The organism is Vibrio sp. 1180_3, from assembly GCF_029478545.1.
Classification (GTDB): domain Bacteria; phylum Pseudomonadota; class Gammaproteobacteria; order Enterobacterales; family Vibrionaceae; genus Vibrio; species Vibrio aestuarianus.
Map to the genome: position 1 here is coordinate 97,191 of NZ_SJFM01000002.1, position 19,153 is coordinate 116,343.

Genomic DNA, 19,153 nt, shown 5'->3' on the forward strand with positions numbered 1-19,153 from the left:
AAGGGGCGGTTTATTTTCACGGCTCTTAATGATTAAAAATGCACAAAGCATCCCAAAGACTGGCGGTGCGATGTGCATTTTTTATTTGTCTCTGTTTAATTTTTATTACCAAGGCTTAGTTTGTTTGACTGCCCAAGGCTAATAAATGGTAAGCAGCATCAGCAGAATGATACCTAAGCCATTTTATAAATTGTTTAAGAGCAACACTGAAAATGGTTTAGGTATAAAATAAATACACTAATAGTTAATGGGCGAAACAATGACAGATCCTAAAAGTATTTACGGCAAAGAGATTGCAATGACAGTGATTGGTGCTGGTTCTTACGGTACATCTCTGGCGATTTCTCTGGCGCGTAATGGCGCAAATGTTGTTCTTTGGGGACATGAAGTTGAGCATATGGCTCGCCTTGAGGCTGAGCGTGCTAACCATGAGTTTTTGCCCAATATTGATTTTCCACCGTCACTAATTATCGAGTCTGATTTACAAAAAGCGGTGCAAGCGAGCCGAGATCTATTGGTTGTGGTACCAAGTCATGTGTTTGGTATTGTCTTGAAGAGTCTCAAACCGCATTTGAGAGAGAACTCTCGGATCTGCTGGGCAACCAAAGGGTTGGAGCCGGAAACGGGACGTTTATTAAAAGATGTAGCACACGATGTGATAGGCGATCATTATTCATTAGCGGTATTGTCTGGTCCAACGTTTGCCAAAGAGCTAGCGATGGGCATGCCTACTGCAATTTCTGTTGCGTCGCCTGATGAGCAGTTTGTGAAAGAGCTGCAAGAAAAAATCCACTGTAGCAAAACGTTTCGAGTTTATGCCAATAGTGATTTTATCGGCATGCAATTAGGTGGTGCAGTTAAGAATGTGATAGCAATTGGAGCCGGGATGTCTGATGGTATCGGTTTTGGTGCCAATGCTCGTACAGCGTTAATCACTCGCGGTTTGGCGGAAATGTGTCGCTTGGGGGCTGCGCTGGGGGCCCAAGCGGAAACTTTTATGGGTATGGCTGGGTTAGGCGATTTAGTACTGACTTGTACTGATAACCAATCACGCAACCGTCGTTTTGGTTTAGCATTGGGACAAGGCAAAGAGGTGGATACTGCTCAACAAGAAATTGGCCAAGTGGTTGAAGGTTACCGCAATACTAAAGAAGTATGGGTGCTAGCACAGCGAATGGGTGTTGAGATGCCAATAGTTGAACAAATCTATCAAGTGTTGTATCAAGGTAAAGACGCACGTATGGCGGCTCAAGATCTGCTGGCACGCGATAAAAAAGCGGAACGATAATTCATTGCCCATAGTATCGGTGAGGAGACTCATCGCACGGCAATCTACATTGACGCTCTAGGGATTGAATTGGTAAGGGTAATAAACCAACGATGAAACATTGCGAAAAATTCAAAGTTTGGCAAGCGATAGTCAAAGAGGCGCGTGAGCAATCAGAACAAGAACCGATGCTGGCTAGTTTTTATCATGCTACTATCATCAAGCATGATAGCTTAAGTTCAGCATTGAGCTACATATTAGCCAATAAGCTGAACACTGCGTCGATGCCAGCCATGGCGGTACGTGAGGTGGTTGAAGAAGCTTTTGCCGCTGATTGCAGCATTACCGAAGCGGCGGCGTGTGATATTTGCGCGACGGTTAATCGTGACCCTGCGGTTTCTATGTACTCGATGCCTCTGCTTTACCTGAAAGGCTATCATGCATTGCAAGGATATCGTGTTGCCAATTGGTTATGGAAACAAGGGCGTGTCGCTTTGGCAACTTATTTCCAAAACCAAATATCAGTGGCTTGTCAGGTCGATATTCATCCAGCAGCTCGAATTGGCCGCGGTATTATGTTGGATCACGCGACAGGTATTGTGATTGGTGAAACCGCTGTGGTGGAAAATGATGTGTCGATTTTGCAGGATGTGACACTTGGCGGTACAGGTAAAGAATGTGGTGATCGTCACCCGAAAATTCGTGAAGGTGTGATGATTGGTGCTGGTGCCAAAATTCTAGGTAATATTGAAGTGGGTGAGGGGGCTAAAATTGGTTCTTGCTCTGTGGTACTGCAAGCGGTTCCCCCACATACCACGGTAGCTGGCGTTCCGGCTAAAATTGTCGGTCGTCCGCAAACTGACAAGCCTTCTTTAGATATGGATCAGCAGTTTAATGGTCGCTCGCAAAGCTTTATCGGCGGTGATGGTATTTAAATAAAAAAGGTGATGCTTTTGCATCACCTTTTTTTATCGCTGGCGTTAAGCCATGGCGTCAAGTTCAACAAGCACTTCTTCTGCCCATTCAACCCAAGCTTGACGAAGCAAAAGGTTGCGACGCAGTGTCAGGCGTTCAAGACGTTGTTGCTTATCTAAGGTCGCAGGCGTTGCATAGTACGCAGATTCAATCTCTTGGTAATGAGCAACTAATTTCTTTGACTCTTCGATTAACTCACCCAGTTGAACTCGGTAAGGCGTTGCTGGCTGTACAGCACAAGCGATAAGCTTAGCACTGAATTCGTCACGAACAGTCGGGTGTGCAGTCGGTTGATCAAACCACTCACCTAATGCTCGACGACCTAAATCCGTGATGGAGTAAACTTTACGATCAGGCTTACCTTCTTGAGGCTCTAATACGCAAGTCACAAGGCCATTTTGACCCATTTTATTTAATTCACGGTAAACTTGCTGGTGGCTGGCTTTCCAAAAGTAGCCAATGCTAGCTGAGAACTCTTTCGTGATGTCGTAACCTGTGGCATCGCGTGTGCTCAGAACGGTTAAGATAACGTGTGGTAATGACATGTCTTCAATCCAAATGGTTAATAAACGATGAAACCAATCGCGTAAACTCTTGTTGTGCTTCTGATGGCATCAATCTTGGTTGAGTTTAAGCAACACCAACTTATCGTATGTTGGTTGTGTCACCTTAAAAGCCGTTTATCACCTAGGAGGTAGTACGCATTGCGCATACCAATCTGCGATTTGTTGTGTTTATATGGTTTCGCAGAGGAGCGGTATTATATCTAAATAATAAGCATAAAGTGGAATACTTTGGGCGTGAATGCCTAAAAAGCTGATAATATTCTCAATAATTTTATTCGGTCAAAATAAAAGGCCGCATAATGCGACCTTTTTTTGTTTTTATGGAATAAAAAACTACCATTTAACCTGTATTACGCATTCCTGCTGCTATGCCAGCAATCGTTACCATTAGTGCTTCTTCTAATTCTACCGATGGGGTCTCTGTTTGACGGGTACGATAGAGCAACTCTGCTTGCAGCATATTCAATGGCTCAACATAGATATTACGCAGACGAATTGATTCAAGACCCCAAGGGTCGCTTTGCATCAAATTCTCGTTGTTTTCCACATTAAGCACTGCTTTGATGTCTTTCTGGAGTTGAGTGCGCAGACGATCACCTAGTGGACGCAGCGATTCATCGACTAAGCGTTCATCGTAGTAGCGTGAAATTTCGATGTTGCACTTAGAATACACCATCTCCAGCATGCCTAAGCGTGTGGAGAAGAACGGCCATTCACGACACATATCTTCAAGTAGCGCTTGGTGTCCTTTATCTATCGAGTATTGAATCGCTTCACCAGCCCCTAACCATGCAGGAAGTACTAGGCGGTTTTGGCTCCAAGAAAAAATCCAAGGAATAGCACGTAAGCTTTCAACCCCACCATTTGGATTACGTTTGGCGGGACGAGAACCGAGAGGTAATTTACCCAGTTCTAGTTCAGGGGTTGCTTGACGGAAATAAGGCACAAAGTCTGGTTCGCCACGCACAATGTTGCGGTATGACTCACAAGATACTTCTGATAAAACATCCATCAAATCACGCCAATCTTGTTTTGGCTCTGGCGGTGGAAGTAGGTTGGCTTCCAAAATTGCACTAGCGTACATATTGAAGCTGTTAATGGCCACTTCTGGCAAACCAAGTTTAAAACGAATCATCTCGCCTTGTTCGGTTACGCGTAGGCCACCTTTCAAGCTTTTTGGTGGTTGGGAAAGTAGCGCTGCGTGCGCTGGCGCACCACCACGACCAATCGTACCGCCACGGCCATGAAATAGTGTCAGTTCAATGCCCGCTTCTTCGCTAACTTTAACCAGAGCATCCATTGCGCGATATTGCGCCCAACCGGCTGACATTACACCTGCATCTTTAGCAGAATCAGAATAGCCAATCATCACCATTTGATGGTTTTGAATAAAGCCGCGGTAGAGATCAATACTCATCAATTGGTTGATGACCGCTTCGGCATTGTTTAAGTCATCCAATGTTTCGAATAGTGGACAGACATCCATGCGATAAGGGCAGCCAGATTCTTGCAGTAATAAGTGTACTGCGAGCACATCTGATGCGGTACGAGCCATGGAAATGACATATGCTCCAAAGGCTTCACGAGGTTGTGCGGCAATAATCTTACAGGTATCGAGCACTTCTTGAACTGGCTCTGATGGTTGCCAGTCACGCGGCAATAGGGGGCGCTTTGAGCTGAGTTCATTAGTTAGGAAAGCAATTTTGTCTTGCTCACTCCACTGGTCGTAATCACCAATGCCTAGATAGCGTGTCAGCTCAGACAGTACATCGGAATGACGAGTACTTTCTTGGCGGATATCCAAACGTACTAAATGCACGCCAAAAGCTTTGATACGGCGTAGTGTGTCAAGTAGCGAACCGTCAGCGATGACACCCATGCCACATTCATGCAGTGATTGATAGCATGCCAGCAGCGGCTGCCATAATTGGTCGATATGCTGAAGCGGCGCTTTGCGTGCCAATTGCTGACCATTGATTTTCGCTTCAAGTACTTCCGTGGTTTCAGTCAATAGCGTACGTAAACGCTTTAGAATCGCACGGTATGGTTCGTGTTCATCTTCACCGGCAAGCGCTCGCAATGCATCACTGCATTTAGTCATTGATAGTTCACTGACTAATTCATTGATGTCGCCAAGGTACAGGTCAGCTGCTTTCCAGCGAGAAAGTAACAGCACTTCACGGGTAATAGTGTGAGTAACGAATGGGTTACCGTCGCGGTCTCCACCCATCCAAGATGAGATATGCACTGGGCGCGCATCAATCGGTAGCCCTTCACCTAAGTAACTTTCCAGGCGCTCATCGAATTCACGTAAGAACTCTGGTATGGCTTGCCATAATGAATTTTCTACTACCGCAAACCCCCATTTTGCTTCATCAAGAGGGGTTGGGCGCTGCTTACGGATAACATCGGAATGCCAGCTTTGGGCGATTAATTGTTCTAAACGGCGCTCGGTTTTTTGGCGTTCTTTGAAAGAGAGATCGCTCAATTCAAGTTTCGATAGGCACTCATTGATCTTAACCAATTTGTTGATCATGGTACGGCGTGTGATTTCTGTTGGGTGAGCGGTGAGAACGAGCTCGATATTCAGATCACGTACCGCTTGAGCGGCATCCAGTTTGCTGATTTTATTTTGATTAAGTTTAGTAAACAGAGAGCTGATGGCATCTGGTTCACAAACGTGTTCTTCGCAGTGACGAGAAATAGTATGGTATTGCTCAGCCATGTTGGTTAAGTTTAGAAATTGGTTGAAAGCGCGTGCAACGGGAGTGAGTTGTTCATTAGGAAGGTTTTTAATTTCCTCTACCAAACTGTCTCGGTCGGCTTGATTACCGTTACGTGCTGATTTGGAAAGTTTTCGGATGGTTTCCACTTTCTCTAAGATAACGTCACCATGGGCATCCTGTATGGTATTGCCTAGCAACCGGCCAAGCATGCTCACGTTACTTTTGAGCGCAGCGTATTTTTCGTTCATTGTCGTCCTGCCTTGTAAAAAAATTACATCCAATGTTCCTTGCTAGGTACACAATCTAGCGAAAAGATCCCTTCCGAGTCAAATAAAGCAGACTAAGTTTCCATTTATTGCTTATGTTACGGTTTTTGACGTCTTGATGAATAATTTGCATTAATTACTGAAATTTTATTACAAAAAAAGCCTTAAAGGTGGACCCTTTAAGGCGCTGTATATTTTCATCTTCGAGAATGTCGTTCTTAGAAGCAGTATTTGTACATCGCTTTTGACAGTACATTGATGGTTGGATCAATAAATTCGAAGGCCAAGAACTCATCAGGTTGATGGGCTTGGTCTATGGAACCTGGTCCAAGTACTAACGTTGGACATAACTGCTGTAAAAACGGTGCTTCGGTACAATAATTAACTGTCTCAGCAGGTGTGTTACAGATCTCTTCAACCCCTCCGATAAAGGGGTGGTCATGCTGACATTCATAACCTGGGATCGCTTCATGCAATGCGGTAATTTCAATCCTGCCCGGCCATTTAGCCGCAACTTCGTTGAGTGCGCCACGCAGCATGTTATCTAATCCATCCAAGCTGATGCCTGGTAGCGGGCGAACATCATAATGCAGCTCACAGCAACCACAGATACGGTTCGGACTATCGCCGCCATGAATATGACCCAAATTTAAGGTTGGATTAGGGATGGCAAACCCCGGGTGATGATACTCTTTGATCAGTTTGTCACGCAGTTGCATTAACGCATACATCACTTCGTGCATAATCTCTATTGCATTTACCCCCAAAGCTGGGTCAGATGAGTGGCCTGATTTACCCGTCACTCGAATGGCATTCGCTACGTGTCCTTTATGACCACGAATAGGCACCAAACTGGTGGGTTCACCGATAATGCAGTAATCCGGTTGGAAGGGGGCATTCTCAGTAAAATGACGAGCACCAAGCATGGTGGTTTCTTCATCGCACGTTGCCAGTACATACAGCGGTTTACTCTGTTTACTCCAATCGACCTTCTTCACTGCTTCATAAATGAATGCAAAAAATCCTTTCATATCGGCCGTTCCTAATCCATAGAAACGATCATTGGCTTGAGTCAGTGCATGAGGTTCAAAGCTCCAACGTCCTTGATCAAAAGGGACTGTGTCGCTGTGCCCCGCAAGCAGCAATCCACCTTCACCGCTGCCTTTTTTCGCGATTAGGTTGTATTTGCCAGGAGCAACGACAATGGTTTCAACTGTAAAACCTAAGCTGGAAAACCACTCTGACATCTTATTAATCACATTTTCATTACCTTCATCCCAGCTCGAGTCAGTGGAGCTAATGGAAGAGGTCGAAATCAGGCCTTCATAGACCTCAAGAAAACTGGGTAATTGCATATTATCTTTGCTCCTAGTATTGACAGAGTAATCGCGAGAAGGTAAAACACATATTAAATCACTTTGTGTGAATAAAAAACCGAAATAAGCGGTGTTTTCTGAAATTTATAGTCATTTTTGAATTATCTTTTTTACTTTGAAACTGGATGTCACAAGATGTTAAAAACCACAATTATCGGAGCTAGCGGTTATACCGGAGCTGAGTTGGCTTACATGGTGCAAAAGCACCCACAACTCACGCTATCAGGTTTATATGTTTCCGCCAATAGTCTAGATGCAGGAAAGCCAATGGCAGAGCTGCATGGCAAGCTTGCGGGTGTTGTGGATATGTTGATTCAACCATTGGTTGATCCAGCCAAAGCAGCCAGTGAATGTGATGTGGTGTTTTTAGCAACCGCTCATGAGGTTAGCCATGATTTGGCGCCGATTTTCCTTGAGCAAGGTTGTCAGGTTTTCGACCTTTCTGGTGCTTTTCGAGTTCAAGGTGATGATTTCTACACAAATTACTACGGCTTTGAACACAAACATGCGCAGTGGCTAGAACAAGCTGTTTACGGTTTAGCTGAATGGAATGCTGAGGCGATCAAACAAAGCCAACTGATTGCTGTTGCAGGTTGTTACCCAACGGCATCGCAACTCGCGATTAAACCATTGGTGGAAGCTGGGCTACTTGATAGTAACCAGTGGCCAGTTATTAACGCAATCAGTGGTGTGACTGGTGCAGGCAGAAAAGCGACCTTAACCAATAGCTTTTGCGAAGTTAGCTTACAGCCTTACGGTGTATTTACGCATCGTCATCAACCAGAAATTGCGACGCATCTTGGTTGTGAGGTGATTTTTACTCCTCATCTTGGCAATTTTAAGCGTGGCATTTTAGCGACTATCACCATGAAACTGGCTCACGGTGTCTCTGAGCAGCAAGTGATTGAAGCATTTGAGCTGGCTTATGCCAATAAACCAGCGGTCAGAATTAAGCAAACATTACCAAGAATTCAAGATGTCGAGTTTACGCCATTTTGTGACCTCGGCTGGCGAGTACAAGGTGAGCATATTATCGTCGTCTCGGCGATAGACAATTTATTAAAAGGTGCATCAAGCCAAGCGATGCAGTGTTTAAACATTCATTACGGTTTTTCTGAGCTAACAGCTTTGGTGTAAGCCACCAAGCGTAAGGGTTAAATATGACAGATACAAAGCAAAATCCATTAGTGATTAAGTTAGGCGGCGCAGCGCTGTCTTGTTCGGACACGCTAAGCAAATTGTTTGGCGCAATCGCACAGTATCAAGCCCAAGCTCAGCGACGAATTGTCATCGTTCACGGTGGGGGCTACCTAGTGGACGAGCTAATGGCGAAACTACAACTGAAAACTGTGAAAAAAGACGGTTTACGGGTAACGCCTTACGAGCAAATTCCGTTGATTGTTGGTGCGTTAGCAGGAACTGCTAACAAGATGCTACAGGGTCAGGCGATTAAAGATGGTTTGAACGCGGTTGGCTTATCTCTGGCTGACGGTGGGTTGTGTAAAGTGGAAGAGTTGGATCCAGAACTCGGCGCGGTGGGGAAAGCATCACCTGGGGATTCACAAATTCTGCAAGCCATTCTTGCTGCTGGTGGTTTGCCAATCATTAGTTCTATTGGTCTGACTGCTGAAGGCCAGATGATGAATATTAATGCGGATCAAGCGGCGGTTGCGGTGGCAGGCGCATTAGATGCTGAGTTGGTACTGCTTTCAGACGTTAGTGGTGTATTGGATGGTAAGGGGCACCTTCTTGCTAGCCTCAATGAGCAACAGGCTACTGCACTGATTGCAGGTAAAGTGATTACCGACGGCATGATCGTCAAAGTCAAAGCAGCATTAGAAGCCGCCAATGATTTAGGTCGTCCTATTCAAGTCGCTACATGGCGCTACCCAGATAAGCTAAGCAAATTATTTGCGGGCGAGAGCATTGGTACACAATTCTTGCCTCAGTCATAAATTAAAAATTTTGGTAAGTTGTTTAATAACGACTTTCGATAAGAAGTAACCCAGAGCACTGACCGCCAAGCGCAGCGCCGGGAAAATTGGAGAAGTAAAATGAGCAAAGTTCAAGTTAATAAAGTAGTTGTCGCATACTCTGGCGGTCTAGATACATCAGTGATCATTCCGTGGTTAAAAGAGAATTATGATTGTGAAGTCGTGGCTTTTGTCGCTGATGTTGGCCAAGGTGAAGAAGAATTAGTCGGCATTGAAGAGAAAGCTAAAGCGTCAGGCGCTTCAGAATGCTACGTAGTGGATCTAAAAGAAGAGATGGTTGCTGAATACATCTATCCAACACTAAAAACAGGCGCTTACTACGAAGGCAAATACCTACTTGGTACGTCAATGGCTCGTCCAATCATTGCCAAAGCGCAAGTTGAAATTGCGCGTAAAGTGGGCGCGGATGCACTGTGCCACGGCTGTACGGGTAAAGGTAATGACCAAGTGCGTTTTGAAGGCGCGTTCGCCGCGTTAGCACCGGACCTACATGTGATTGCGCCATGGCGTGAATGGGATCTTGTTAGCCGTGAAGAGTGTCTGGATTACCTAGCAGAGCGTAACATTCCGTGTGCTGCTTCTTTAACTAAGATCTACTCACGTGATGCCAACGCATGGCATATCTCAACCGAAGGTGGTGTGCTTGAAAATACATGGAATGCACCAAACGAAGACTGTTGGGTATGGACGGTTGATCCAGAACAAGCGCCTAACGAAGCAGAATACGTGACTTTGCAAGTAGCTCAAGGTGAAGTCGTGGGTGTTGATGGAGAGCTGATGACGCCATACAACGCACTGGTTTATCTCAATGAGAAGGGCTCAAAACATGGTGTGGGTCGTATTGATATCGTTGAAAACCGTTTGGTTGGTATGAAGTCTCGTGGTTGTTACGAAACTCCAGGGGGCACCATCATGATGGAAGCGCTGCGTGCTGTTGAACAATTAGTGTTGGATAAAGCGTCTTTTGAATTCCGTGAAGAATTAGGCGTTAAAGCATCACACCTTGTTTACGATGGTCGTTGGTTTACTCCACTATGTAAATCGATCATGGCAGCGGCTGACCAGTTAGCCCAAGACGTCAACGGTGAAGTGGTGGTTAAGCTGTATAAAGGCCAAGCGACAGTGACTCAAAAACGTTCTGAAAACAGCTTGTATTCTGAAGAGTTTGCTACCTTCGGTGAAGATGAAGTGTATGACCAAAGTCATGCTGGTGGTTTCATTCGCCTTTACTCACTAGCAAGCAGAATCAGAGCACTTAACGAAGCAAAGAAAAACCAATAACCTTCGTTGATTAGCGTATTATGAAGCCCATTTGCTTAGCAAATGGGCTTTGTTGTTACAGTAACCTTGAATGATAAATTAAAATTTAAAAATCATGAATAATTATGTGAAATAAGTGAATTTTTACTTTGTTTTTCCTTCAGGCTGCGGTAAGTTATCACCATACAAAAAAGAAACTGAGTTCAATCAGATTCCATCGTTGCACACGCAGTGAATAGCGAGCATTTAGGAGAGACACAATGGCACTATGGGGCGGCAGATTTACCCAAGCAGCAGACACTAGGTTCAAAGAGTTTAACGATTCACTTCGCTTTGACTACCGATTGGCTGAGCAAGACATTGTGGGTTCTATAGCATGGTCTAAAGCCCTGTTGTCGGTGAACGTATTAAGCGAAGAAGAGCAACAAAAGCTAGAACTTGCGCTCAATGAGTTAAAACTGGAAGTGATGGAAGACCCAGAGCAGATCCTACGCTCTGATGCTGAAGATATTCACTCGTGGGTAGAGCAGCAATTGATCGGCAAAGTCGGTGATTTGGGTAAAAAACTGCATACGGGACGTTCTCGTAATGACCAAGTCGCGACGGATTTAAAATTGTGGTGTCGCCAGCAAGGGCAGCAGCTACTGCTTGGTTTAGACCGTTTACAAACGCAACTGGTCTCAGTGGCGGAGCAACATCAAGCAACAGTATTACCAGGTTATACTCACTTACAACGCGCTCAACCTGTGACCTTTGCTCACTGGTGTTTAGCCTATGTAGAAATGTTTGAGCGTGATTATTCTCGTCTACACGATGCAATTAGGCGTTTAGACACCTGCCCATTGGGTTCTGGTGCACTAGCAGGAACGGCATACCCTATTGATCGTCAGCAGTTAGCCCATAACTTAGGTTTTCGTCGTGCTACGCGTAACTCACTAGATTCCGTGTCGGATCGGGATCATGTGATGGAATTGATGTCGATTGCGTCGATCTCTATGTTGCATTTATCGCGTTTGGCTGAAGATATGATCTTCTACAACTCTGGTGAGTCTGGCTTTATTGAACTGGCGGATACCGTGACCTCAGGCTCTTCCTTGATGCCACAAAAGAAAAACCCAGACGCGTTAGAGCTTATTCGGGGTAAAACGGGTCGGGTTTATGGGTCGTTGGCTGGCATGATGATGACCGTTAAAGCGCTACCATTGGCGTATAACAAAGATATGCAAGAAGACAAAGAAGGGCTGTTTGATGCGCTCGACACTTGGAATGATTGCATGGAAATGGCGGCCTTGTGTTTTGATGGTATCAAAGTGAATGGTGAACGCACACTTGAAGCCGCTAAACAAGGTTATGCCAACGCAACGGAACTCGCTGATTACTTGGTCGCTAAAGGGATTCCTTTCCGTGAAGCTCACCATATTGTGGGTGTGGCGGTGGTCGGTGCTATCGCTAAAGGTTGTGCATTAGAAGAGTTATCGATTGCTGAACTGCAAGAATTTTCGCCAGTAATTGAAGATGACGTGTACGCTATTTTGACCATTGAATCGTGTTTGGAAAAACGTAGCGCGTTGGGGGGTGTCTCGCCGACTCAAGTGGCTTATGCGGTTGAGCAAGCACAAGCACGGCTAGATAAACGCGACACCACGGCGGTGAAAGTTCGTCCTGCGCGTTTGACTGATATCGAAACGTTAGAAAGCATGGTGACTTACTGGGCGAATATGGGTGAAAACTTACCTCGTTCACGCAATGAACTAGTGCGAGATATTGGTTCGTTTGCGGTTGCTGAGCATCATGGTGAAGTTACTGGTTGCGCATCGTTATATGTCTATGATTCAGGTTTAGCGGAAATTCGCTCATTGGGAGTGGAAGCTGGCTGGCAAGGTCAAGGACAAGGGCGAGCTATTGTCTCGTATTTAGTTAACAAAGCTCGTCAAATGGCGATTAAAAAAGTCTTTGTATTAACGCGTACGCCAGAGTTCTTTATGAAGCATGACTTTATCCCGACCTCAAAAACATTACTGCCAGAGAAAGTGCTGAAAGATTGTGAGCAATGTCCTCGTCAGCATGCGTGTGATGAAGTTGCCCTAGAAATTAATTTGGTCGAACAAGTTATCGCTAAGGTTAAGGTTGCATAACACAATGAATCTTATAGGTTAAATGTATTTTCTTGAAAAGATCTAAAAAAGATCGATTTTTGGGGAACAAATAAGGAAAAGCCCGGTCTATACAAATACCACTGCTTTTTCTTAGAAGAATCTAAGAAGGCCCCAAACCTGATATTGGTTTTGGGGCTTTTTTCTTTTGGTCGGAAAGAGAAGATGTGTTGGCAGGGCGATCAATGGTTGTCTTGGCTACCATTACGTTTACGCCAAGGAAGAATCACAAACTTCATCCATAGATGTAAAAATAAAAGCCCATTAAAAGTAAATCCTGCCATTAGTAATGCTATTGATTCGATGCTTTTCGGATTGTCCTTGCATAGCCACCACCACACGACCCAGCACAGCACAGACAGCGTTGTGAGTTGGTCCATACAACGTTGACAGCGGCCTATTTTTTTCCAAAACCATGATTGTTTGCAGTGATTACAAGACATAGTGACCGAGCGTAGACAATAGATATCAGCAGTATATACCTTTCAATCCGTCTCAAGAAATAAGTGGCCACAAATTCAGTCAGAACAGAAGCACGATCAAAAACGGCCGCATTGCAGCGACCGTGGTAATCGAAGGGTAAATTAACAGCCCGGACCACAATCCAAACAGTGTTTGATCATCTCTGGCCCCAGATGAAGTTTGGCATTTAAGTCACGCAGTGCGGTGCGAACGCCCTCTTCGATGACTGGGTGGTAAAATGGCATATCCAACATTTGTGAAATTGTCATCTGGTTTTGATGCGCCCAAGCGAGCAAATGTGCTAAGTGTTCAGCGTTTGGCCCCATCATCTCAGCGCCCAAGAAGCGGCCTGTGCCTTGCTCGCCATAAACATGCAATAGCCCTTTATTACGTAGCATCACACGTGAACGACCTTGCCCCTCGAATGATACTTCACCTGTTGCAAAACAGCCGCAATTGCCCAAACGTGTCGTTAACTGTTTATAGGTTTCGCCAACCATCGCAATCTGTGGGTCAGAAAATACTGCGGAAATCACTGAGCGTCTATGCCCAGCGCGAATATCAGGATAGCGCCCGGCGTTATCACCAGCAATACGACCTTGATCTGCCGCTTCATGCAGTAGTGGGATTTGATTACTTGCATCACCAGCGATAAAAATATTATCGACAGAGGTTTGCAGCGTGTAATGATCCGCGGTTGGTACGCCACGTTCGTCTAGGGCGATATCGGTATTGTCAATTGCTAGCTTATCAACGTTTGGACGACGTCCCGTTGCAGCCAATACATAATCAACAATGAAAATTTCAAGCTGCCCCTCATGGTTGATAAATTGAATCTCAACCTTATCTTCACCTTGCCCATCAGGTGAGGTGATGCGTTTCATGCTTTCTACTTTAACATCTGCATCTAAATAGAATTCTTCTTTAAATGCTTTATCAGCATAAGCCATGATTTCAGGGTCAGTTAATGGACCAACCTGACCGCCTAAACCAAACAGTTTTACTTTAACACCTAAGCGGTGCAGCGCTTGACCTAGTTCTAAGCCAATAACGCCCGGTCCGAATACGGCAACCGCTTGTGGTAAGTCATCCCATTCAAATACATCATCGTTAATAACAAGACGATCACCTAATTCTTCATTCCAGATAGCAGGATAAGCGGGGCGCGATCCTGTGGCGATCACGATGCGTTTGGCATTAATTTGAGTGTGATCATCAACGGTCAATGTATGGTTATCGACAAACTGAGCATAGCCAGAGATCTTATCTTCAGCAGGGATCTCATCCACCCCTTCCAGTACAAACCCAACAAAGCGGTCACGCTCGCGTTTAACGCGATCCATCACTTCGCGGCCATTAATCACAATTTCACCTTGTGGGTGCACACCAAACGCTGGTGCTTTTTCAATGTTGTGTGCACTTTCAGCGGCGGCAATGAGTAACTTCGAGGGCATACAGCCAACTCGAGCGCAAGTTGTACCGTACGGGCCGCCTTCAATCATAACTACGCTTGAGGTATGTGCTTTTGCTGCACGGTAAGCACCAAGCCCAGCGGTACCTCCACCAATTACGGCAACATCAACGTTTAATTGTTTCATAATGCTTTTCTCTTTATTCTGGATATGTCATTGTTTTCGTTGGGGGAGGTCCTAGGGAGTACTCCCTAGGACTGAGGGTGATTAACCTAAGTAAGCTTCTAGTTCTTCGCTACCGCCGATGTGTTTACCACCGATAAATACTTGAGGAACCGTCGTACGACCTGTGATAGCTCGTAAGCTTACAGTCGTTGCATCTTTACCTAGAATCACTTCTTCATATTGCAGACCGTGGTCAATCAGGTTTTGTTTCGCTTTGGCACAGAAAGGACAGCCAGGCTTGGTAAATACAGTGATCGATTCTTGTGTTTTATACTCTGGTGCTACGTGTTTTAGCATAGTGTCTGCATCAGAAACTTTGAACGGGTCACCCGGTTCGTTTGGTTCGATGAACATTTTTTCTACCACACCATCTTTCACTAGCATGCTGTAACGCCATGAACGTTTGCCAAAACCTAGGTCATTTTTGTCAACCAGCATACCCATACCATCGGTAAATTCACCGTTACCATCTGGAATGAAGGTGATGTTGCCAGCTTCTTGGTCATCTTTCCAAGCGTTCATGACAAAGGTATCGTTGACTGATACACATAGGATTTCATCAACACCATGCTCTTTAAATACTGGGAACAATTCGTTATAGCGTGGTAAATGGCTTGATGAACAAGTTGGTGTAAATGCACCTGGCAAGCTAAATACGATCACGGTTTTACCTTTGAAAAGTTCATCAGTAGTAACATTGACCCAAGCATCACCTTGACGAGTTGGAAAAGTAACTTGTGGAACAGCTTGACCTTCTTTTGATGCGAACATAGTCGTTTCCTTTTAATTTGTGAGTAATTATTGTTGAGCGTGGTGGTTTTATTCTCAACCGTGCTCTGTTCTGTTGAAGCTATTATTAAAGAAATCCTTTGATAGCTCTAATCGTTTGATGCTATGGTTTTGATAGGTGAATTCTATTGAGGCTGAAAATGAACATCCGTGATTTTGAATACTTAGTATCATTAGCTGAGCATAAACATTTCCGCAAAGCGGCAGAGGCATGCTTTGTGAGTCAGCCCACGTTGAGTGGCCAAATTCGTAAATTAGAAGATGAATTAGGAACGGTATTACTGGAACGCAGTAGTCGCCGAGTATTGTTTACCGATTCAGGTTTGCAGTTGGTTGAGCAGGCAAAACGTATTCTTAGTGAAGTCAAAACGTTCAAAGATATGGCCAGTGGTCAAGGGGGCTCAATGAGTGGACCCATTCATATCGGCTTTATTCCTACGCTGGGGCCTTATCTTTTGCCGCGCATTGTTCCTTATCTAAAAGAGCAGTTTCCTGATCTAGAACTGTATTTACATGAAGCTCAAACTCAGCAGTTGGTTCGTCAATTAGAAGAAGGAAAACTCGATTGTTTAATTCTCGCTTCTGTTGCTGAAACGGCACCATTTAAAGAGATAGAGATTTATAACGAGCCACTGAGCATTGCTGTGCCTACTGGCCATGAATGGGCGCAGAAAGATGAATTGGACATGCTTGAGCTAAATGGTCGCACAGTATTGGCATTAGGTGATGGCCACTGCTTGCGAGATCAGGCGCTAGGCTTTTGCTTTGCTGCTGGTGCAAAAGATGACGAACGCTTTAAAGCAACCAGTTTAGAAACGTTGCGTAATATGGTGGCGGCGGGGGCGGGTATTACTTTATTACCAGAGTTATCCTTACCAGCCGAAAAAGAAAAAGATGGAGTCTGCTACGTGAAAGCAGTCAATCCAGTTCCATCGCGCAGTTTGGTTTTATCTTATCGTCCAGGCTCTCCACTGAGACAGCGCTTTGAACAATTTGCTAATGCGATAACATTGAAATTAAACGCAAAATAAAAAAAGAGGCTGATAGGAATATCAGCCTCTTTGCTAACCGTTATTGGCTACTATTGGTATTAAAACAGTTCTTCACCAGCAGAAGATGAGTACACGCTGTCGGTTACTCTTTCTGCAACATATTCTTTGGGTTCAGTACCTTGGACGAAGTATTCGAACATGGAACTTGAATCAAATTTGTTGGTTAATAAACCAGTCTCTCTATCAATACGTACCCGTACGATGTTGGCTGGCACCAGCTTGTTTTGCGCAGGAACATCGACCAATGATTGACGCATGAACTCGATCCAAGCGGGTTGCGCAGTTTTTGCGCCGGCTTCAGCCCCAGAAACACCGTCATCATCGACGTTACTGTTTTCGGTGGTTCTACCTAAATTACGGTTGTGATCATCAAATCCGACCCATGCAATGGCGACGACACCTGGCGCATAACCGTTGTACCAAGCATCTTTAGAATCATTGGTGGTACCGGTTTTTCCGCCAATATCTCTGCGTTTGAGTTGTTGTGCACGCCAACCTGTACCATTCCAGCCAGTGCCTTCACGCCAGTTACCGCCCCCCCAAATGTTGCTGTACATCATTTCGCGAACCAAGAAGGCATTTTGCTCTGAAATCACTTGTGGAGCATAGTTGGTTTCAACATCTTGTTCTGCAAATTCGTTTTCTACCATCGTCGTACATTGTTGGTGGCAGACCACTTTGGGCGTAGCTTGGTATTCTAAATCACCAAATGGACCTTCGACTTTGCTGATGTAATACGGTTCAACATAATAACCACCGTTAGCAAAGACCGAGTAACCCTGCGCCATTTTAACTGGCGTTAAACTCCCAGCACCTAATGCGATGGTTTCTGAGCGTGGTACTTGGTTAATGTCGAAGCCGAATCGAGTCAGGTACTCTCGCGTTTCATCAAGACCGACAGCACGCAGTACTCGCACGGCCATAACGTTTTTCGACTGTGCTAAACCAATGCGTAAACGTGTTGGACCAATATAAGTCGGTGGCGAGTTTTTGGGACGCCATGCCGTGCCTTGGCTCTTATCCCATTGATTGATTGGTGCATCATTAATTAAAGTCGCCAAAGTCATCCCTTTATCAATCGCTGCTGAATAAATAAATGGCTTAATACTGGAACCAACTTGACGGACTGATTGAGTGGCACGGTTAAACTTATTGTGGACAAAGTTAAAGCCACCAACCAATGCTAATACTGCGCCATTTTCAGGATCCATGGCAACAAAAGCGGTGTTAGCATTAGGAACTTGGCTTAAATGCCATTGTGGTTCTAAGTTTTGCATCTCATTTTCGGTGTCGCTATTCGCATCGCTGTTGGTTTTGGCTACGTTACGTACCCAAATTTGTTCGCCAACCGCTAAAATATCGCTCGCTTTGTTGGGAACAGGTCCTTGACGTTCATCGCTCAAGAAGCGGCGTGCCCAGTTCATGCCATCCCACTGAATATCTTGTTGTCCTTGTCCTTTAACCCATACGTTTGCTGATTTATTACTCACCGCCGTCACAATGGCTGGGGACAAATCACCATAAGTCGGTTCATTTTTCAAATGGTCATCCATTTGCTGTTGGCTTAGAGCGGGTTGGCCTTCTTTCCAAACGATTTTTTCTGCACCGCGATAACCATGGCGTTCATCATACGCAAGTAGGTTATTGATCGCTGCATTGTTGGCGGCTTGTTGTTGCTTAGAATCGACAGTGGTGGTCACAATCATACCTGATGTGTAAGCCTCTTCACCGTAGCGCTTAACCATCCACGCTCGGGCAATTTCAGCCACATAAAGTGCGTTTAGCTCGATTTCTGCACCGTGATATTTCGACATCAAAGGTTCATTACGCGCTTGCTCATATTGTGTTTGGGTGATGTATCGTTCATCGAGCATTCTCTGTAGTACAACGTTGCGGCGGTTGGTGGCTCGCTCAACAGAGTAAATAGGGTTCATGGTGGATGGGGCTTTTGGTAGACCTGCGATCAGTGCAATTTCACTCAGCGTCAAATCCTTCACTTCTTTACCAAAGTAAACCTGCGCAGCCGCGCCAATTCCATATGAACGGTAACCAAGGTAAATTTTATTAAGATAAAGCTCTAAAATTTCTTGTTTGCTCAGCAATTGCTCAATATGAATGGCAATAAAAATCTCTTTAATTTTTCGCATAATCTTCTTCTCATTTGAGAGATAGAAGTTGCGTGCAAGTTGTTGAGTAATCGTACTTGCCCCTTGCTTAGCACTGCCTGATGCGACAACGGCAATTGCGGCACGGGTGATACCTATTGGGTCGAAACCATAGTGTTCATAGAAACGACTGTCTTCGGTGGCAATGATTGCTTCGATAAGTTCGGGTGGCATCTCTTCAAGGCGCAATGGAATGCGGCGCTTTTCACCAAACTGAGATATGAGCTTGCCGTCTTGGCTATAGACTTGCATTGGAGTCTGTAATTGAACATCGCGCAAAGTCGCGACATCAGGAAGATCTGGCTTCACGTAAAAATAGAAGCCAAATATTGTAGTGACTCCAAGAATAATGCAAATCAATGACAGTATGAACAAACGCTTTATGAACTTCACCGGATAATCCCTGTTTAGTAGAGGTTGCCCTAATGCAAACCCTTGTACTCTAGGCTAAAAACTTAGCTCTAA

14 protein-coding genes are annotated in these 19,153 nt (G+C 44.9%); 7 read left to right on the forward strand and 7 right to left on the reverse strand.

All coding sequences use genetic code 11. From position 1 onward, the window contains the following. Window positions 1-259 precede the first annotated feature (259 nt). Window positions 260-1,288: an NAD(P)H-dependent glycerol-3-phosphate dehydrogenase gene (gene gpsA, locus EYW48_RS02035; RefSeq protein ID WP_176246024.1), complete on the forward strand. Its 1,029-nt coding sequence runs from the start codon at window positions 260-262 to the stop codon at window positions 1,286-1,288. Window positions 1,289-1,380: 92 nt separating this feature from the next. Further along, a complete protein-coding gene (cysE, locus tag EYW48_RS02040; RefSeq protein ID WP_168780560.1) occupies window positions 1,381-2,202 on the forward strand; it encodes a serine O-acetyltransferase in 822 nt (273 codons plus the stop codon). 45 nt (window positions 2,203-2,247) lie between these two features. Here the strand turns inward: cysE and EYW48_RS02045 are convergent, their stop codons facing one another. The 3 genes from EYW48_RS02045 to argE all read right to left on the reverse strand — a co-directional run bounded on the left by EYW48_RS02045 (window position 2,248) and on the right by argE (window position 7,155). Then, window positions 2,248-2,787, reverse strand: coding sequence for a PadR family transcriptional regulator (locus EYW48_RS02045; RefSeq protein ID WP_053309580.1), 540 nt, complete (start codon window positions 2,785-2,787; stop codon window positions 2,248-2,250). 361 nt (window positions 2,788-3,148) lie between these two features. Continuing rightward, the gene (gene ppc, locus EYW48_RS02050; protein ID WP_172531885.1) at window positions 3,149-5,782 is read right to left on the reverse strand and encodes a phosphoenolpyruvate carboxylase; all 2,634 of its coding nucleotides are present in this window, start codon (window positions 5,780-5,782) and stop codon (window positions 3,149-3,151) included. 236 nt (window positions 5,783-6,018) lie between these two features. Beyond that, window positions 6,019-7,155 carry an acetylornithine deacetylase gene (argE, locus tag EYW48_RS02055; RefSeq protein WP_261917307.1) on the reverse strand — a complete coding sequence of 379 codons (1,137 nt, stop codon included), beginning with the start codon at window positions 7,153-7,155 and terminating at the stop codon, window positions 6,019-6,021. Between the two features lie 156 nt (window positions 7,156-7,311). Here argE and argC point away from each other — a divergent pair, with 156 nt between their 5' ends. From argC to argH, 4 genes are all read left to right on the forward strand, one after another. Then, a complete protein-coding gene (gene argC, locus EYW48_RS02060; RefSeq protein ID WP_176246028.1) occupies window positions 7,312-8,313 on the forward strand; it encodes an N-acetyl-gamma-glutamyl-phosphate reductase in 1,002 nt (333 codons plus the stop codon). Window positions 8,314-8,336: 23 nt separating this feature from the next. After that, a complete protein-coding gene (argB, locus tag EYW48_RS02065) occupies window positions 8,337-9,131 on the forward strand; it encodes an acetylglutamate kinase (RefSeq protein ID WP_261917308.1) in 795 nt (264 codons plus the stop codon). Window positions 9,132-9,230: 99 nt separating this feature from the next. Then, window positions 9,231-10,451: an argininosuccinate synthase gene (locus EYW48_RS02070; RefSeq protein ID WP_168520820.1), complete on the forward strand. Its 1,221-nt coding sequence runs from the start codon at window positions 9,231-9,233 to the stop codon at window positions 10,449-10,451. Window positions 10,452-10,690: 239 nt separating this feature from the next. After that, window positions 10,691-12,565: an argininosuccinate lyase gene (argH, locus tag EYW48_RS02075; RefSeq protein ID WP_053309574.1), complete on the forward strand. Its 1,875-nt coding sequence runs from the start codon at window positions 10,691-10,693 to the stop codon at window positions 12,563-12,565. A 200-nt stretch (window positions 12,566-12,765) separates the two neighbouring features. Here argH and EYW48_RS02080 read toward each other — a convergent pair whose 3' ends face one another. The 3 genes from EYW48_RS02080 to EYW48_RS02090 all read right to left on the reverse strand — a co-directional run bounded on the left by EYW48_RS02080 (window position 12,766) and on the right by EYW48_RS02090 (window position 15,453). Continuing rightward, entirely contained in the window at window positions 12,766-13,026 is a 261-nt protein-coding gene (locus EYW48_RS02080) for a DUF3624 domain-containing protein (RefSeq protein ID WP_053309573.1), read from the reverse strand. Between the two features lie 141 nt (window positions 13,027-13,167). Further along, on the reverse strand, window positions 13,168-14,643 hold the full coding sequence (locus EYW48_RS02085; RefSeq protein ID WP_176246031.1) for a dihydrolipoyl dehydrogenase: 1,476 nt from the start codon (window positions 14,641-14,643) through the stop codon (window positions 13,168-13,170). 81 nt (window positions 14,644-14,724) lie between these two features. Then, window positions 14,725-15,453 carry a redoxin family protein gene (locus EYW48_RS02090; RefSeq protein WP_277431810.1) on the reverse strand — a complete coding sequence of 243 codons (729 nt, stop codon included), beginning with the start codon at window positions 15,451-15,453 and terminating at the stop codon, window positions 14,725-14,727. Between the two features lie 158 nt (window positions 15,454-15,611). Between EYW48_RS02090 and oxyR the strand changes: the two genes are divergently transcribed. Then, window positions 15,612-16,502, forward strand: coding sequence for a DNA-binding transcriptional regulator OxyR (oxyR, locus tag EYW48_RS02095; RefSeq protein WP_277431811.1), 891 nt, complete (start codon window positions 15,612-15,614; stop codon window positions 16,500-16,502). A gap of 59 nt (window positions 16,503-16,561) precedes the next feature. Here the strand turns inward: oxyR and EYW48_RS02100 are convergent, their stop codons facing one another. Further along, on the reverse strand, window positions 16,562-19,081 hold the full coding sequence (locus EYW48_RS02100; RefSeq protein ID WP_277431812.1) for a PBP1A family penicillin-binding protein: 2,520 nt from the start codon (window positions 19,079-19,081) through the stop codon (window positions 16,562-16,564). Between the last annotated feature and the right edge of the window lie 72 nt (window positions 19,082-19,153).

Excerpts from the sequence above, each read along its gene's own strand:
- EYW48_RS02090 (WP_277431810.1), bottom strand. The coding sequence starts at position 15,453 with ATGTTCGCATCAAAAGAAGGTCAAGCTGTTCCACAAGTTACTTTTCCA.
- oxyR (WP_277431811.1), top strand. The coding sequence starts at position 15,612 with ATGAACATCCGTGATTTTGAATACTTAGTATCATTAGCTGAGCATAAA.
- argH (WP_053309574.1), top strand. The coding sequence starts at position 10,691 with ATGGCACTATGGGGCGGCAGATTTACCCAAGCAGCAGACACTAGGTTC.
- ppc (WP_172531885.1), bottom strand. The coding sequence starts at position 5,782 with ATGAACGAAAAATACGCTGCGCTCAAAAGTAACGTGAGCATGCTTGGC.
- argE (WP_261917307.1), bottom strand. The coding sequence starts at position 7,155 with ATGCAATTACCCAGTTTTCTTGAGGTCTATGAAGGCCTGATTTCGACC.
- EYW48_RS02070 (WP_168520820.1), top strand. The coding sequence starts at position 9,231 with ATGAGCAAAGTTCAAGTTAATAAAGTAGTTGTCGCATACTCTGGCGGT.
- cysE (WP_168780560.1), top strand. The coding sequence starts at position 1,381 with ATGAAACATTGCGAAAAATTCAAAGTTTGGCAAGCGATAGTCAAAGAG.
- gpsA (WP_176246024.1), top strand. The coding sequence starts at position 260 with ATGACAGATCCTAAAAGTATTTACGGCAAAGAGATTGCAATGACAGTG.
- EYW48_RS02045 (WP_053309580.1), bottom strand. The coding sequence starts at position 2,787 with ATGTCATTACCACACGTTATCTTAACCGTTCTGAGCACACGCGATGCC.
- EYW48_RS02080 (WP_053309573.1), bottom strand. The coding sequence starts at position 13,026 with ATGTCTTGTAATCACTGCAAACAATCATGGTTTTGGAAAAAAATAGGC.
- EYW48_RS02085 (WP_176246031.1), bottom strand. The coding sequence starts at position 14,643 with ATGAAACAATTAAACGTTGATGTTGCCGTAATTGGTGGAGGTACCGCT.
- argB (WP_261917308.1), top strand. The coding sequence starts at position 8,337 with ATGACAGATACAAAGCAAAATCCATTAGTGATTAAGTTAGGCGGCGCA.
- argC (WP_176246028.1), top strand. The coding sequence starts at position 7,312 with ATGTTAAAAACCACAATTATCGGAGCTAGCGGTTATACCGGAGCTGAG.